Origin of the sequence: Pseudomonas fluorescens (assembly GCF_001307155.1) — a bacterium.
GTDB lineage: Bacteria > Pseudomonadota > Gammaproteobacteria > Pseudomonadales > Pseudomonadaceae > Aquipseudomonas > Aquipseudomonas helvetica.
The window spans coordinates 5,749,685-5,764,868 of sequence record NZ_CP012830.1 but is presented as its reverse complement, the minus strand read 5'-3'; the positions used below and the strand labels follow the sequence as shown (position 1 = coordinate 5,764,868).

Here is a 15,184-nt window from a genome sequence, read left to right as displayed (position 1 = left end):
AAGCCGAAACGCCTGGATTATCCACCCACCATTTCAATCGATTACCAATGAACCCGCCACTGAGCGGGTTTTTTCATTTCTGAAAAAAGGAAAAACCCATGGCCGGCATTCAAATGCCTAACGGCGCAACGCTCGAAATTGCTTCCGCCTATGGCGCTGCGATCCCATTTACTGCACTGACCAACGCGAACCCAGCGGTGGCCACGGCCGCGGCTCACGGATTGGCGGAGGGCGACATCATCGCTGTCAGCTCCGGCTGGACGCGGCTGGACGGTCGCGCTGTGCAGGTTGGCGAGATTGCCAGCGGCACCTTCGCGCTGGGAGGCGTCAAGACCACTAATGTTCAGCAATACCCAGCCGGCTCCGGCGTTGGCTCGGTGCGCGAAGTCGCTTCCTTCACCGAGATCTCGCAAGTTACCGAATTGAATTCGAGTGGCGGTGATCAGCAGTTCCTGACCTTCGGCTTCCTGGCTGACGATGATGATCGTCAAATGCCAACTACCAAAAACCCCGTCACGCTGGCCATTACGGTTGCTGATGATCCGTCGAAACCGTATGTCGCTGTCTGCGAGGCTGCGGACGACGATAAACAGGAGCGAGTCCTGCGCCTGAACCTCCCAGGTGGTAGCAGCATTATCTACAACGGCTATGTGTCGATCACCTCGACCCCGACCATGTCGCGTAACAACTTGATGACCCGCGTCATCAGCATTGCACTGACCGGCCGCCCAACTCGTTACTCGGCGGTGTAACCCATGGCCAAGTTCAAGCTGATTCAAAACCCAACCTTCAAGGCTGACGTGATGATCCCGCGCGTTGGCGGTGATCCAGTGAAGGTGCCGTTCGAGTTCAAGTATCGAGACCGGACTGACCTGGCGGCGCTGTATACCGAATGGAGTGAGCGTAACAAGGCGCTCGGCCTGAAAGTCGAGGAAATGGGCCTCGAAGAGTTCACCGCAGCGCAAATCGACATCCAGGTCGAGCAAATCAAGGCAGTGGTCGTCAGTTGGGACTTCGACGTGAAACTCACCGACGAAAACATCCGCATTCTGGTCAGCTCGATCGCCTCTACGCCCAGCGCAGTGTTATCGGCGTACTCAGAGGCGTTCAGCCAGGCTCGCCTGGGAAACTCCTAAGCGCTTCGCGCGCCCTGTATGAGGCCGGTCCGTCAGATGCTGATTTGGCAGCGTTCGGCATGTCGCGCAATGACATCCCGGTCGAGCAAGTCGATATCTGGCCGGACAACTGGGCGGCGTTCACTGTATTTGAGGCGATGAGCACTCAGTGGCGTACAGGCGCGTGTGGCGCAACAGGATTGGACTACGGCGTTCTGCCCAACGTGATTCGAATGTGTGGCGTGCCTCTCGGTGAGCGGCAAAGCATCTTCAGCGATATCCGTCATATGGAAGCTGAAGCCCTGCAGGTGATGGCGGAACAGAGAGAGCACAAATGAGCACCACCTTTGCATCGCTGGGTATTGCAGTTGAGTCGTCGCAAGCCGTCAAAGCTGCTGATGATCTGGACAAGCTGGTCGATGCGGCTGAGGACGCCGGGAAAGCGATCGACGATCTCGGCAAGACCGGTGACGGCCTGGCCAACACCGGCAAGAAGATCGTTCAGACCGAGACAGAGGTCGTGCAGGGCATCGACAAAACCACTGGTGCGCGGGAGCGGCAGGCCGGCGCGACCCGCAAGGCTACCGAAAGCGCAACCAGCGAAATCGCGATCATCAGCCGTCTCGATAAGGCGATGACGGGCAACCTCGACAGCATTGAACAGCTGATTCAGGCTGAAGGACTGCTGGAGCGCGCGCGTAAAGGCGGCCTGGTTACCATCGAGGAGCAGGCTCGCTATCAGGATCAGTTGGGCAAGGCCTATGACAAGATCGAAAAGGCCGAGGCCAAGGAAACGGCACAGAAACAGCGCCTGATCGACGCGGAAAATCGCCAGATCGAGGCGTTGAAACGCACGGTCAACAGCATCGATCCTGTTACTGCGAAGCTGGCCAAGCTCGAGGCGCAGGAAAAGGCGCTGGAGGCTGCACACAAGGCTGGCGTGGTCGACGCGAATCGCTATAACGAGGCGCTGGCGAAGATCGGCAAGGACCGCTCTTCGCTCACCGCCACAGAAACTGCATTCGACAAACTGAAGCTCGGCACCCGCCAGGCTCAGGAAAACGTTGTGCAGCTGGGGAACGCGTTGTCGTCCGGTGACTGGGGGAGCGGCGTTCGCGCTGTCGCTCAGCTCGGTGCGGGCGCCGGCGCATCGGCAGCAGGGCTTCTGGCAACTCTCGCTCCGCTTGCTCTGGCAACTGCGGCGGTGGGTGGTCTTGGGTATGCCTATTACAAGGGCAGCGAAGAGCAGGATGCGTTTAATAAGTCTCTAATCCTGACTGGCGGATCGGCGGGATTCACCTCGTCCCAGCTTGGCGTCATGGCTCGCCAAGTGAGTGATACGGTCGGGACAACGGGGCAGGCCGCTGAGGTTCTGGCAACGCTGGCCGGCAATGGAAAGATTGCAGGCGAGAGCTTTCTGGGGATCACTCAGGCTGCCGTCTCTATGCAGGAAGCCACCGGCAAGGCCGTTGGCGAGACGATCGCTGAGTTCGTAAAGCTGTCCGATGAACCGGTCAAGGCATCCGCAGCGCTGAACGCTGAGTATCACTACCTGACTGCATCGGTTTACTCGCAGATCGTGGCCTTGGAGGAGCAGGGTAAGCATGCGGAAGCAGTAAAGCTGGCGACCAATCAGTACGCCGATGCCATCAACGATCGGACTCCTAAAATCCTGGAGAACCTCAGTCTCTGGGAAAAAGGTTACAACCTCGTCGCCAAGGCCGCAGATGGTCTTAAAAACGCTGGACGCGCTCAAACCAATGCGGAGCGCATTCAAACAGCTAAAGAAGCGCTTGAGCGGCTTGAAACGCGTGGGGGCAGTGAAAGGATACCCGGCGAGGACCCTGTCTATATTGGTGAGAAGGGGAAACAAAGCCTCAAGGATTACATCAAGGGGCTGGAGGTAAAGGACGCCGCCGAGACCGACTACGCAAAGAAACTGAAAGAGCGAGACGATGCGGAACTGGCTGGTCAGAAGGCTATCGACAAGCTTGATGCCCGGAAAAAGTCCAACAGGTCCAACGCAGATAAGCGCAAGGATGAGCTTGAGGATCTGGAAAGGGAGATTGCCGCTCTTCGAAAGTCCGATCCGGCAAACAGTCGCCTTACCCAAGCGAGCATTGATCTGCAAAAGTCCGCGATCAATGACAAGTACAAGGACCCCAAGTCTGCATCTGGCGCTGTCGACCTGACCGGCTTCAACAACTCGAAGAACGCCCTCGCTGAAACGCTGAGCTACTACAAAAATGCCGAAAAGGAACTCGAAGCGTCGCAGCGCGCCGGCGTGATCTCGCAAGCCAGCTACACCGAACAGCGCGTCAGCCTAATCAAGCAGCAAGCCGTTGAGGTTGAGCAGAGCTACCAGGCCGAGATTGCTGCGCTCGAGGCAACAAAGGGCAAGTCCAGCACCACGGCAGCGCAACGCATCCAGCTCGACCAGAAGATCGCCGATGCACGCACCGCAATGGTCAAGGCGCAGAAAGATGCCGACAGCCAGCTTGAAGTGCTCGCAACAAACGAAACCGGCCGACTGGCCAAGCAAGAGCGCGCTATCACTTCATACGCTCAGGCGCTGAGTCAGCAACAGAAGGCGCTGGAGCTGGCCGGGCGGCGAGCGGTTATCGGCGTTGGTCAAGGCGATCGGCAGAACGCACTCAGCGGCGAACTGAACAGCCAGCAAGACCGTTTCGCTCAGCAGTCTCTGGAGCTGGAAAACCAGCGCTCAGACCCGTCACGCAACATGTCCGACGAAGAGTTCACTCGCAAATCCCAAGCCCTCGCAGACGCGAACAAGGCAGCGACCGACCAGATCCGGCAGAACTATGTCGATGTCGAAGCGGCGCAGGGGGATTGGACGAAGGGCGCAACATCAGCCTGGGCCAACTACCTGGATTCGGCGCAGAACGTCGCCGGCCAGACCAAAAGTCTGTTCGGCAACGCCTTCAGCTCGATGGAAGACGCGGTCGTCAACTTCGCCATGACCGGGAAGCTGTCGTTCGCCGACTTCACCAAGTCGATTTTGGCGGACATGGCGCGGATTGCGACGCGGCAGGCCAGCTCCGCACTGCTGAGCAGTTTGGTCGGCGCTGGCATCAGTTATTTCACCGGCAGCGGTACCGGAGCAACAGGTGCTGCAACGGCCGGTGGCGCTGAAGCTGGCGCGCAGAGCTTCGGCAGTCAGTTTGATGCGAGCTCCGCCTCGGTGACCTTCGGCGGCGGCCGTGCCTCGGGTGGCGGCGTTGATCCCAACACTTTGTATGAGGTGAACGAAAAGGGGCCGGAGCTGTTCAGTCAGGGAGGGCGCTCGTATCTGATGACCGGCGCCCAAGGCGGTAGTGTCACGCCGCTGACTACCGGTGGTAGGCCAGGCATCGCAGCAATGGGCGGCGGCAATGGTGGCAATACTTACAACTTCCCAGTTGCTGTTTCGGTACAGACGTCTGGCGAAGCGGGCGGCACAGCCTCTCAAGAAGCATCCAATCAGTTCGGCAAAGGTATTCAGCAGGCCGCAAAAGTCGAGGCTGAAACAGCAATCGCCAGAGCACTGCAACCTGGCGGCTCGATCTGGCGCCTGACAAATGGGAGGGGTTGATGGCGATCGAGACATTCACATGGCCAACCGAGCGCGGTGGTTCACCCGAGATCACGTATCGGGTGCGCACCGCGCAGTTTGGCGACGGCTACAAACAGCAGATTGGCGATGGACCGAACAATAAAGAGGACTCCTACCCAATCACCTACAGCGGCCAAAAAGCCAAAGTACTGGAAATCATGGCGTTCTTTGACCGGCACGCTGGGGCGAAGGCGTTTCTCTGGACAACGCCTCTCGGACAGCTTGGTCTGTTCACCTGCAAGAACCCCGCACCCACTCCAATGGGCGGCGGCGTTTTTAAGCTCACGGCTACCTTTGACCGTGCTTTTCAACCATAAGGGGCAACTATGCCGCTGATCAGTGACATTCAGGTTCTAGAGCCCGGCAGCGAAGTGCTGCTCTTTGAATTGGACGGCTCGGACTACGGCGCAGATGTTTTGCGCTTTCACGGACACTCGATACCGCACACACCTGCAGAGATCATTGCCGCCGGCGCCGATGCGGATCTGTTGCCAGCCAAAGCCATCTGGTGGCAGGGCAACGAGTACGGTGCCTGGCCAATGCAGATCGATGGCATCGAGGCGAACGGCGACGGCACTGCGGTGCGGCCCACTTTGTCGGTCGGCAACGTTAATGGCCGGATCACGGCGTTGTGTCTGGCGTTCGACGATCTACTCGAGTTCAAGCTGACGATGCGTCACACGTTGGGCACGTACCTGGACGCGCAGAACTTCCCGGCCGGCAACCCGACGGCAGACCCAACCCAGGAGACGATCGAAGTCTGGTATATCGACCAGAAGACGAACGAGGACGGGGAGACGGTCAGTTGGGAGCTGGCCAGCCCCGGCGATGTCGGCGGAGAATCAATAGGCAGGCAGGCGACCACGCTGTGCCACTGGTGCCTTACTGGTGGTTACCGCGGGCCGAACTGCGGCTACACCGGCCCTTACTTCACGAAGGATGGCGTGCAAACCGATAACCCTGAACTGGATGAGTGTGATGCAACGCTGGGTCGGGGCTGTATTCCTCGCTTCGGCGAAGGGAATCCCTACCCGTTCGGGGGCTTCCCTGCGGTTTCCCTCATTGCCAGGAGCTGACCATGCGCAAACACATCTTGAGTGCGATACAGGCTCATGCGGCAGCCGAGTACCCGAAAGAGTGCTGCGGGCTGCTGCTGGGCATTGGCCGAAAACAGCAGTATTACCCATGCCAAAACATCGCCAGCGAGCCCAATGAGGAGTTCCGGATTGACCCGGAGGAGTACGCGGCAGCCGAGGACATCGGTGAAGTGATTGGTGTAGTTCATTCGCACCCGGACGCCACCAGCAGACCGTCACCGCGCGACCTGGCCATGTGTGAGGCCACGGCTTTGCCCTGGCACATCCTCAGCTGGCCGGAGTGCGACTTACGCACTGTCATGCCTACAGGTGAAGCGCCGTTGCTTAAGCGTCCGTTCGTGCACGGTGCCTGGGACTGCTGGCAGGTCTGTGCGGATTGGTACAAGCGCGAGTGGGGACTGGAGTTTGAAGCCTTCAAGCGCGATGACGGATGGTGGGAGAGCAACGCCAACGCCAGCCTGTACGAATCGAACTACGAGGCGGCTGGGTTCTACCGAGTCGATCAGCCGCAGCGCGGCGACATGGTCGTTATGGAAGTAGGGCGGACAGTGCACCCGAACCACGCCGGGATATTCCTCGGCGCCGATCCGGCATTGCCTGGCGAGGACGCCGCGACCTTCGGACCTGGTCCTTTCCTACTGCACCACCTATACGGCCGCCCGAGCGAGATCATCGTCTTCGGCGGCCCATGGCTGGACCGAACACGCCTGATCCTCAGGCACAAAGATGCACAATCAACCACATAATGCGGCAGGGTCGCGGGAGAAGAATATGAAGAAGCAAATTGAGGATGTTGGAAGTACAAGCGGTACCGCCCAAGAGAATGGACGGACCGAAGTTTCCAAGCAGAATCTGGCAGGCTGCTGGCGCGTCATCATGAAAAAATGCGAGCGCAGTGGCCGGCTTTACGCTGCTGGATTTGGGGTGATCAGCTAACCCCAACTATAAGACTGTCAACATATTGGTCATGTAGGCCTTTGTCGATGCCGCTATAGCTGCGAGCCTTCAGATCCGCCAGGTCGCGGATAAGAGCATCTGCAATGGCTGGATTGCCTTGGGTGACTCACCGGCTAACAGTGGCGATGGCGTTTTGGTTGAAGAGAATCAAGGTCTGACGACGATTTCAAGCTCGCACAAGCGCTGCTCAGCTGTTTTAACTTCGCTCATTTCACTTTCCTTGCGTTATCCGCGCCGAAATTGGCGCAATCCCAGTCCATGGGCTTGCAGGCAAAGGACTGGGGTATCCGTTGCGTGAAAGCGGGAGGCTAACTACGGAGATTGTCGGGGCGTTACTGGGGATTCGTACAGGCGGGATGGACAGGAAGGAATGCTTGCGTTGTGATGTCGTAAGGTCGTGATGGCGAATTGACTCCTATCTAAGAGCCACTGTAGATTCGAGCGCGCTGCCAGCTCGACTCTCATGTGCAGGCGAGCTATCAGTCACGTAATTAAGGGAATGAAATTGGCCAAATTCATGTGGATTGTCACCGTGTTCATGTCATTGATCGGTGCGGTTGTTGGTTTCGGCGGGATGATATTGGCGAAAAGTGCTCCTCAGGAGGCAGCTGCGGCTGCGATGGGACTGACCTGCGCAGTGATTCCATACTGTATTGCTCGGGCGTTCACTGAGCTTCGCTCTCTGTAGTGGCGAAGCGTATAGAGCCCAGCCATCCGCTGGGCTTTTTCGTTTGTGCGACCCCCAGTGATACCTTGCATCCTTTCCAAAGGAGTGACCTGCATGAAACTTTTCGTAGGAGCGTTGGCTCTGGCGCTGCTTTCTGGGTGTACGGATAGTGGCCCAATAAAAGTAGGGCCGGACACCTACACAATTTCTACACGTGTTCCTTTCGGTGGTCCTGCGTCTGCAAAAGGCCAAGCCCTGAAAGAGGCGAACGTATTTTGTGAATCCCAAGGTCGGGAAATCCTACTCGACCACATGCAGGCTAGCGAGTGCGCGTTGCATGGCGGATGTGGCGAGGCCGAGATCTATTTCTTCTGCCTGGCTAAAGGTGATCCGCAGCTGAAGCGCCAAAAATACAGTGCCGATCCTACCCAGAAGATCGAAATTGATCAGAGGTAAGCTTCCTCTGGAGGTCACCCGCGGGGTTTTTCGTGCCGATTCCTCGATGGTGATAAAGTTGCGCCAAATCTCAATAAGGGAACGACATGAAATTGTTCGTAGGCGCTTTGGCGGTTGCGATGTTGGCGGGGTGTTCGACTTTTTCCGAAACCTTTGGTGATCGCCCACGCTGCGGCGCTCACCCCTATTGCGGATCTTCCACTGATATTGAGCTGATCAAGGCCGCAACGGACGAAAGCGCTGGAGCCTTGCGCGCCCTGGTACCGCTGGCAGTGATTGATCTACCATTCAGCATGGTCGCCGATACGTTATTTCTGCCATATACCGCCTTCCATACAGAACCTGTTCAGAAGTAGCTGACTTGATCAGACGTGAAAAAGCCCAGTCTAGTGCTGGGCTTTGTCGTTTCTGGGGGGGGCTCAATACATGCTGGATGTTGTCACAGGCCTTGTGCCCGATAACCCAGCCACTAACCACTGTGGTTAGCCCGCGTTCCAGTCAAAAGGTTTGTTTTCGACTCGGTGCTTGGCGAGGGTTTGCATGCAGCTATTCCTGGTTTTTTCAGTGATCATGGCGGGGGCTTCCCCTGGATAAGCCATGAACACCATCTTGGTGACCATCTCCAGATCGGGTGGATTGCTGTAGTTCGGCAGTTTCGACAACTCGATCAATTTGCGGTAAGTAAGGTCAGGCGATTCGCCACGGTCTCTCATGGATGCGGCGTGAAAGTACCATCTGGAATACAAAGCACAGCGATCGCGGTCATCTTGAGTCAGGAGGGAATAGCCAGGATACGGTTCCTTCGGTTTTGGGGCTAACACTGGTTGAGGAATCGGGAACTTTTCCTTTGCGGCAATCGCCATCAAGAAACTGCCACTGTCTGAACGCAGCAGTCTCAGGAAGCTGTCAACGCCCGTCAGGGCCGGTTGAAACTGGGTAGCATTGCACATCAACTCCAGTACGTTTCGGTCATTTCTCAAGTCCTGCTGCGCTGCCTGGTGCAAGGCTGCGATTCGTGCCGGGGCTGATTTGGGCTCGATATATTCGGGCTTTAGATCTTGCAGCGTCGAGGCGACCAGCGTTGGGTAAAGAAAGACCACAGCTGCGCCGCAGGTTTCATTGCTGGGTTCGAACGCGGACTTCAGCGAGCTTTCCAGCGCGTAAGTTCGAAAACTATCAATATTCTTCAACGCCAAGGTGTCTGTTTTGTATTCAGGAATATAAGAGGCGCCATTCTCTTTTACGATCTGAACATAGATGTCGCTGAGTTGGGATAGAAACGCGTGATTGTCAACCGGCGAGCCCGCCCGGACTGCGGCGAGGTTCTGGAAGTTTGCAAGATGACCTAACTGATCGAGCAACGCGTTGTAGTGTTTGAGTTCACTGCCATCGCTCACTTGTGCACCGAAGGAACCATATTCTTCGTCAGCCGCGGCCAGGGTCGTCTGGCATGAAATTATCAGCAAGGTTGCCCAGAGTGCGTGTTTTACTGCCATCGCCATTTCCTTAGTGCCAGCCTTGGCACATCTATGCATTGAGGCTTTTATCGTCCGCTGGGTCTATGGCTGAAGCCCGACCTGTCTATTTCCTGCCAGAAGCATCGGCCATCCGTGAAAAAGCTTGAGACGGATACTCTCGATTTCCCATAGTCGCCGCTCCATGTTTATACAAATTTTGGTGTATGCCTTAAGACCATTGAAGACGAAAGCTCTTAAGCAGGGGACGTACCAAGGCTCGATACAGGGTTGCACGATGTACATTCAGAATACGTGTAGCCTCAGTGACAGGCCGCAGGGGAATGGCCGCCGCGAGGTGCCGGCGACGGCTAAGAACATAGAGAAACCGGATGAATTGGGTGTTCTGGATCGATTGGCTACTCTCAAAAAACGGCGGACGCTGAAGTCGACCAGAAATACGCGACTACTTCAGACCATCTCTAGAGGTTTGCGAAGGAGGGGCATGTTCGTAAGATGGGAACCTGAAATCACACATGGAAGACTTGGAATGACACGAATTGTTGAAATCCTGATGTACACCTTGAAGCCCGGGTCGGGATTGGATTTCCATCGAATAATGCAAGAAGCAAGTGTTCCGCTTCACTTGAAGGCTGGCATCGATGTCGTTTCTTATGGCCGTTCTTTGCATGACGATGACAGCTATCACTTAATTCGCTCCTATGAAAGCGAGAGCCATCGCGTAGCATCTCAAGATGCTTTTTACGCAAGCACTGCGTGGAGACAAGGCCCGAGAGCAGATATCATCAGTCGGATTGAAGTAAGCACAGTGACAGTTATGGCGCTTACTCAAGACGCGATTGATGCCATCAGGGTTTCCCGTAAATCTGCCTAGAACTGATGTGGAAAAGCCCAGTCTAGTGCTGGGCTTTTTCGTTTCTACCCCCCTCAATGCTAAAGTCTCGCTATATCTCAACGAGGGAACGATATGAAATTGTTCGTAGGAGCTTTGGCGATGGCGATACTGGCGGGGTGTGCGACCTCATCAACGCCATCTAGTGAGGCTCGACAGGCACCACAAAGTCAGCTGTTGGCCTATCAAAACAAGCCATCTGGAGCCTACGGCACCCTTCAAGTAATTCGCGACTCTGGCCACACCGGCAGCCTTTGCTCGATGGCAGTTTTCATTGACGGTAAGCAGGCGGCCAAGCTCGACCCAGGTCAGAAGGCATCGTTCTATCTGCCGCCTGATTCCGTGTCAGTGGGAGCGGCTTATACCGGCTCAGGTATCTGTTCGATGGGGGCCGACCGCGTTGAGCGCGAGGCAATCGTAAAAGACGGTGCAGTTAAAAAATATCGAGTGTTTACCGGCGGTGATGGGCAGATAGATATACTCCCCACAACGCTTTGAATTGACCGCCTACGGGCGGTTTTTTATTGTCTGGAGAATGGCATGTGCCCAGCTATAACCTATACCCCCACGACGAAAGTCATGCTCTCGGGCTCGTTGGCGAAAAAGTTTTTCCGCAGTAAGCCATACCTCTTGGATGGTGGCTCGGCCGTGGAAGTGTTCCGCGCGCTCAATGCAACGATCGAGGGCTTCTCGGAAGAAATAAAGCGACTCGAGCGGCTGGGGTTGAAGTTCGCGATCTTTCGTAACCGCAAGAATGTCGGGATGGATGGATTCGATCTCGGTGGTACAAGGGAAATCCGCATCGTCCCGGTGATCGGCGGCAGCAAACGCGCCGGCGGCTTGCAGACGATCATTGGCACGGTAATGATTGTCGCTGCATACGTGCTTTCGTTCACTCCCTTTGCGGCTGCATCACCGTTTCTGTATGCGGCGGGTACAGCCAGTATCGCCGGAGGCGTGATTCAGATGCTCAGTCCTCAGCAGGGCGGTTTATCGCAAAGCTCATCCCCCGAGAACGCACCGTCCTACGCCTTCGGCAGCGCCAAGAACACCACTGCCAGTGGTAACCCGGTGCCGATCTGCATCGGCGACCGGCGCTGGGGCGGGATGATCATCTCGGCTTCGATCTACGCTGAGGATAAGACCTAACGCCAAAAACCCTCACTACGCGAGGAAGGATCGGCCTTCCTCGTCAAAGGAGGGTTTTTACTGATGAAGAAATGGTTTTCACGGATCTTCGTGGTTGTTTTTACTCTGGTTCGCGTTGCTGAATACGCGATGAAACTTTACGCGAGCCTTCATGGCTCATGACCAAGCCGCCTCCGGGCGGTTTTTTTATGCCTGGAGGAAAGTATGGGCGCAGCACAAAAGATCGATATCTACGGCGAGAAGGGCGGCAGCAGCAAGCCAAAGTCGCCGGTTGAAGCCAGCGACAGCCTGCGCTCGACGAACCTGGCGAAAATGTTGATTGCCGTGGGTGAGGGGGAATTCGACGAGGTGCCGACGGACTACAGCATTTTCCTCGACAACACGCCGATCCGAGATGCGAGTGGTAACTACAATTTTCCGAATGTGAAATGGGACTGGCGATCGGGTTCCGTCGATCAGTCGTACATTCCCGGTATCCCGGCGGTTGAGAATGAAACCTCGCTGAATGTGGAGTTGCGCAGTGACAGCCCGTGGGTGCGCTCGATCACCAACACCCAGCTTTCCGCTATTCGCATGCGGTTCGCGTGGCCTGCTTTGCAGCGCCAGGATGATGAAGGGAATGTGGTTGGCTACCGAATCGACTATGCCATCGATTTGGCCACTGATGGCGGAGCATATCAGCAGGTGTATCCCGGCGCCGTAGACGGAAAGACCACCACGCGTTACGAGCGGTCCGTCCGCGTTGATCTACCGGACGCCACCAGCGGCTGGTTGATCCGTGTACGCCGTCTGACGCCAAACCAGAACAGCAACAAGATTGCCGACACCATGTTGATCGCCGGCATCACCGAAGTGATCGACGCAAAGCTGCGCTACCCGAACACCGCGCTGCTCTACATCGAGTTCGATGCGGAGCAGTTTACCAACATCCCGGCCGTGACTGTGCGGTGCCGTGCCCGTAAATGGCAGGTGCCAAGCAACTATGACCCAATGTCCCGGACCTACACCGGTACTTGGGACGGCACCATGAAGCAGGCCTGGACCAATAACCCGGCCTGGATCACTTACGGCATCTGCACAGAAGACCGTTTCGGCCTGGGCAAGCGCATCAAGTCGTTCATGGTCGACAAGTGGGAGCTTTACCGGATCGCTCAATACTGTGATCAGTTGGTGCCGAACGGCCTCGGCGGGACAGAGCCGCGTTTTCTGTGTGACATGAATCTTCAGGGCAAGGCTGATGCCTGGTCGCTGTTGCGCGATATCGCCGGCATCTACCGGGGCATGACCTATTGGGCCCAGGGCCAACTGGTGATGCAGGCCGACATGCCGCGTGCGCAGGACTTTGACTATGTCTTCACTCGTGCCAACGTCATCGACGGCAAGTTTTCGTACGGCAGCGCTTCGGCGAAGACCCGTTACACCCGGGCTCTGGTCAGCTACGACAACCCGGCCAACAACTACGACACCGACGTCATTCCGTTCGCGGATCTGGCTCTCCAGCGCCGTATGGGCGATAAGCCGACCGAACTGAGCGCTATCGGTTGCACTCGGGCGTCTGAGGCCCAGCGTCGCGGCAAGTGGGCGATCCTGAGCAACAATCAGGACCGCACTGTGTCGTTCAAGGCGGGCATGGAAGGGGTGATCCCGCTTCCTGGCCACATCATTCCTGTGGCGGATTCGCTGCTGGCGGGGCGTGAAGTTGGCGGGCGCATTTCTGCTGTTGCTGGTCGCGTTGTGACGCTGGACCGTGACACCCAGGCCAGGGCTGGCGACCGGCTGATCATCAACTTGCCGGGTGGGCGCGCTGAGGGGCGTACCGTGCAGAGCGTCAATGGTCGCGCCGTAACGGTGACTGTCGCCTACAGCGAGCCACCGATCGCACAGCTGCAATGGGCGCTCGACGCCGATGATCTGGCGATCCCGCTGTATCGTGTGCTTCGCACCAGGCGCACCACCGAGGGCGACTTTGAGATCAGCGCGCTGCAGTATGAGCCGAGCAAGTTCGCTTACATCGACACCGGCGCCCGCCTGGAAGAGCGTCCGATCAGCGTGATTCCGATCACCGTTGTGCCAGCACCGGCCAGCGTCACGGTTACGTCGAGCTCTGTTGTTTCGCAGGGCATCGCTGTCGCCACCATGACCATTACCTGGCCGGCGGTGAACGGTGCTGTCGGGTATGACGTTGAATGGCGCAAGGACAGCGGCAACTGGATCAAGCTGCAACGCACGGGCATGACCAGTGTCGACGTGGTAGGCATCTACGCCGGCGCCTATCTGGCTCGAGTGCGGGCGGTGAGTGCCTTCGACATCTCATCGAGCTGGCGCGCCGCGATGCTGACCCAGCTCAAGGGCAAGGAGGGGTTGCCGCTGGCGGTCTCGTACCTGAACGCCACCAGCCAGCTGTTCGGCATCGGCCTCAAGTGGGGTTTTCCGGCTGGCGCCGAAGACACCCAGCGCACGGAAATCTGGTACGGCCCGAGCACTAGTCTGGAGTTGGCAACGAAGCTGGCGGACCTGGCCTACCCGCAAAGCGACTACACCATGCAAGAGCTCAAGGCCGGCGCCACGCTGTTCTTCTGGGCGCGGCTGGTGGATCGGACCGGCAATATCGGCCCGTGGTATCCAGTTGGAACGGGGGTGATGGGGCAAGCGAGTTCGGATGCTGGGCCGATCCTCGACATGCTCGCTGGCAAGATCTCGAAAACGGAGCTTGGTGAGGACCTGCTGGGCGAGATTGAAAAAATCCCCGGCCTGCAGGACCAGCTCGACGCGCTCGACGAAAGCTACGACCCGGCCAAGACCTATATTAAGAACGCGATCGTGCGTTCCGGACAGTTGCTCTATCAGGCCAAGGGGCCGGTTCCGATCAACACGCCGCCGCCGAACGCCACTTACTGGCTGGACGTGGGGCAGTCGGTCGAAACGGCTAATGGCCTGGCTCAGCAGGTGGCGTTCAACACCGCAGATATCACCGAGCTCGACGGAGTGGTCACCGCTCAGGCCACAGCGTTCCAGGCGTTGCGGGCATCCTCGCGGGACGACGGCGGGGAGGGGGATCTGGCCGGCGCGATTGACGGGTGGAACGGTACGGCGGCTATCGCCTCGGAGCGCAGCGTTAGGGCTTCCGAGACAGAGGCGATAGGCCGTGAGCTTGTAACTTTCGACGCGAAAATTGGCGCGAACGCTGCAAATATCACCGAGCTGACAGAGGTAGTGGCCACCAACGACTCCGCATCGACGAAGAAGATTGATCAGCTGAACGTTTCGGTTGGGCAGAACACCGCAGCCGTGCAGCAAACCTCCAGTGCGCTGGCAGACACTAACGGCAAACTGGCGACGCTCTGGTCCGTGAAGATGGAGACCACGGCCGGCGGCCAGAAGTACGCAGCCTCCTTTGGCCTGGGTCTTCAGGTTGACCCGTCGGGCGTCTCGTCTCAGTTCGTCGTTCGGGCCGACACCTTCATGTTGCTGAATCTGGCGAACGGAACGCCGGTTTCTCCCTTTGCGGTTACGGACGGGCAGACGTTTATCCGTGACGCGTTCATCCAGGACGGCACCATCACCAACGCGAAGATCGGCAGCTACATCAGCTCGACGAACTACATCCCCGGCCAGCAGGGCTGGATTCTCAACAAGGATGGGACCTTTGAGATCAATGGTTCGGTGCCTGGACAGGGTAGATCGATCCAGACGCACCGATCTCTGCGCTTCTGGGATAACAACAACATGAAGCGTTTGCAGCTGGGAGACCTCACGGAATGAG

General features: G+C 57.4%; 15 protein-coding genes. 14 read left to right on the top strand and 1 reads right to left on the bottom strand.

Going from position 1 to position 15,184, the window contains the following annotated elements; genetic code table 11:
* The first annotated feature begins 98 nt into the window (after positions 1–98).
* The 10 genes from AO353_RS26200 to AO353_RS26155 all read left to right on the top strand — a co-directional run bounded on the left by AO353_RS26200 (position 99) and on the right by AO353_RS26155 (position 8,261).
* Positions 99–752: a phage tail protein gene (locus AO353_RS26200; protein WP_054597586.1), complete on the top strand. Its 654-nt coding sequence runs from the start codon at positions 99–101 to the stop codon at positions 750–752.
* A gap of 3 nt (positions 753–755) precedes the next feature.
* On the top strand, positions 756–1,136 hold the full coding sequence (locus tag AO353_RS26195; RefSeq protein WP_054597585.1) for a phage tail assembly chaperone: 381 nt from the start codon (positions 756–758) through the stop codon (positions 1,134–1,136).
* A gap of 59 nt (positions 1,137–1,195) precedes the next feature.
* Complete coding sequence (locus AO353_RS26190; RefSeq protein ID WP_054597584.1) at positions 1,196–1,453, top strand: DUF1799 domain-containing protein; 258 nt, start codon at positions 1,196–1,198, stop codon at positions 1,451–1,453.
* Positions 1,450–4,707: a phage tail tape measure protein gene (locus AO353_RS26185; protein ID WP_054597583.1), complete on the top strand. Its 3,258-nt coding sequence runs from the start codon at positions 1,450–1,452 to the stop codon at positions 4,705–4,707. The genes AO353_RS26190 and AO353_RS26185 overlap by 4 nt, the downstream gene beginning before the upstream one ends.
* Positions 4,707–5,045, top strand: a complete 339-nt coding sequence (locus AO353_RS26180) for a phage tail protein (protein ID WP_054597582.1) — start codon at positions 4,707–4,709, stop codon at positions 5,043–5,045. Before AO353_RS26185 ends, AO353_RS26180 begins: the two co-directional genes overlap by 1 nt.
* A gap of 9 nt (positions 5,046–5,054) precedes the next feature.
* Positions 5,055–5,804, top strand: a complete 750-nt coding sequence (locus AO353_RS26175) for a phage minor tail protein L (protein WP_054597581.1) — start codon at positions 5,055–5,057, stop codon at positions 5,802–5,804.
* A 2-nt stretch (positions 5,805–5,806) separates the two neighbouring features.
* A complete protein-coding gene (locus tag AO353_RS26170; RefSeq protein ID WP_054597580.1) occupies positions 5,807–6,571 on the top strand; it encodes a C40 family peptidase in 765 nt (254 codons plus the stop codon).
* A 25-nt stretch (positions 6,572–6,596) separates the two neighbouring features.
* Positions 6,597–6,761 carry a hypothetical protein gene (locus AO353_RS31245; RefSeq protein ID WP_158246528.1) on the top strand — a complete coding sequence of 55 codons (165 nt, stop codon included), beginning with the start codon at positions 6,597–6,599 and terminating at the stop codon, positions 6,759–6,761.
* 802 nt (positions 6,762–7,563) lie between these two features.
* Entirely contained in the window at positions 7,564–7,905 is a 342-nt protein-coding gene (locus tag AO353_RS26160; RefSeq protein ID WP_054597578.1) for a hypothetical protein, read from the top strand.
* 86 nt (positions 7,906–7,991) lie between these two features.
* Positions 7,992–8,261 carry a YceK/YidQ family lipoprotein gene (locus AO353_RS26155; protein ID WP_054597577.1) on the top strand — a complete coding sequence of 90 codons (270 nt, stop codon included), beginning with the start codon at positions 7,992–7,994 and terminating at the stop codon, positions 8,259–8,261.
* A gap of 126 nt (positions 8,262–8,387) precedes the next feature.
* Here AO353_RS26155 and AO353_RS26150 read toward each other — a convergent pair whose 3' ends face one another.
* The gene (locus AO353_RS26150) at positions 8,388–9,401 is read right to left on the bottom strand and encodes a hypothetical protein (protein WP_054597576.1); all 1,014 of its coding nucleotides are present in this window, start codon (positions 9,399–9,401) and stop codon (positions 8,388–8,390) included.
* A gap of 463 nt (positions 9,402–9,864) precedes the next feature.
* Between AO353_RS26150 and AO353_RS26145 the strand changes: the two genes are divergently transcribed.
* The 4 genes from AO353_RS26145 (at position 9,865) to AO353_RS26130 (ending at position 15,183) form a co-directional block, all read left to right on the top strand.
* A complete protein-coding gene (locus tag AO353_RS26145; RefSeq protein WP_237142933.1) occupies positions 9,865–10,254 on the top strand; it encodes an NIPSNAP family protein in 390 nt (129 codons plus the stop codon).
* Positions 10,255–10,347: 93 nt separating this feature from the next.
* Positions 10,348–10,770, top strand: a complete 423-nt coding sequence (locus AO353_RS26140; RefSeq protein ID WP_054597575.1) for a hypothetical protein — start codon at positions 10,348–10,350, stop codon at positions 10,768–10,770.
* 42 nt (positions 10,771–10,812) lie between these two features.
* The gene (locus tag AO353_RS26135; RefSeq protein ID WP_054597574.1) at positions 10,813–11,421 is read left to right on the top strand and encodes a tail assembly protein; all 609 of its coding nucleotides are present in this window, start codon (positions 10,813–10,815) and stop codon (positions 11,419–11,421) included.
* A 204-nt stretch (positions 11,422–11,625) separates the two neighbouring features.
* Positions 11,626–15,183, top strand: a complete 3,558-nt coding sequence (locus AO353_RS26130; protein ID WP_054597573.1) for a host specificity protein J — start codon at positions 11,626–11,628, stop codon at positions 15,181–15,183.
* Position 15,184 lies beyond the last annotated feature (1 nt).

Coding starts and splice junctions, on each gene's coding strand:
- AO353_RS26145 (WP_237142933.1), top strand. CDS start 9,865: ATGTTCGTAAGATGGGAACCTGAAATCACACATGGAAGACTTGGAATG.
- AO353_RS26195 (WP_054597585.1), top strand. CDS start 756: ATGGCCAAGTTCAAGCTGATTCAAAACCCAACCTTCAAGGCTGACGTG.
- AO353_RS26140 (WP_054597575.1), top strand. CDS start 10,348: ATGAAATTGTTCGTAGGAGCTTTGGCGATGGCGATACTGGCGGGGTGT.
- AO353_RS26200 (WP_054597586.1), top strand. CDS start 99: ATGGCCGGCATTCAAATGCCTAACGGCGCAACGCTCGAAATTGCTTCC.
- AO353_RS31245 (WP_158246528.1), top strand. CDS start 6,597: ATGAAGAAGCAAATTGAGGATGTTGGAAGTACAAGCGGTACCGCCCAA.
- AO353_RS26155 (WP_054597577.1), top strand. CDS start 7,992: ATGAAATTGTTCGTAGGCGCTTTGGCGGTTGCGATGTTGGCGGGGTGT.
- AO353_RS26160 (WP_054597578.1), top strand. CDS start 7,564: ATGAAACTTTTCGTAGGAGCGTTGGCTCTGGCGCTGCTTTCTGGGTGT.
- AO353_RS26175 (WP_054597581.1), top strand. CDS start 5,055: ATGCCGCTGATCAGTGACATTCAGGTTCTAGAGCCCGGCAGCGAAGTG.
- AO353_RS26170 (WP_054597580.1), top strand. CDS start 5,807: ATGCGCAAACACATCTTGAGTGCGATACAGGCTCATGCGGCAGCCGAG.
- AO353_RS26190 (WP_054597584.1), top strand. CDS start 1,196: ATGTCGCGCAATGACATCCCGGTCGAGCAAGTCGATATCTGGCCGGAC.
- AO353_RS26130 (WP_054597573.1), top strand. CDS start 11,626: ATGGGCGCAGCACAAAAGATCGATATCTACGGCGAGAAGGGCGGCAGC.
- AO353_RS26135 (WP_054597574.1), top strand. CDS start 10,813: ATGTGCCCAGCTATAACCTATACCCCCACGACGAAAGTCATGCTCTCG.
- AO353_RS26150 (WP_054597576.1), bottom strand. CDS start 9,401: ATGGCAGTAAAACACGCACTCTGGGCAACCTTGCTGATAATTTCATGC.
- AO353_RS26185 (WP_054597583.1), top strand. CDS start 1,450: ATGAGCACCACCTTTGCATCGCTGGGTATTGCAGTTGAGTCGTCGCAA.
- AO353_RS26180 (WP_054597582.1), top strand. CDS start 4,707: ATGGCGATCGAGACATTCACATGGCCAACCGAGCGCGGTGGTTCACCC.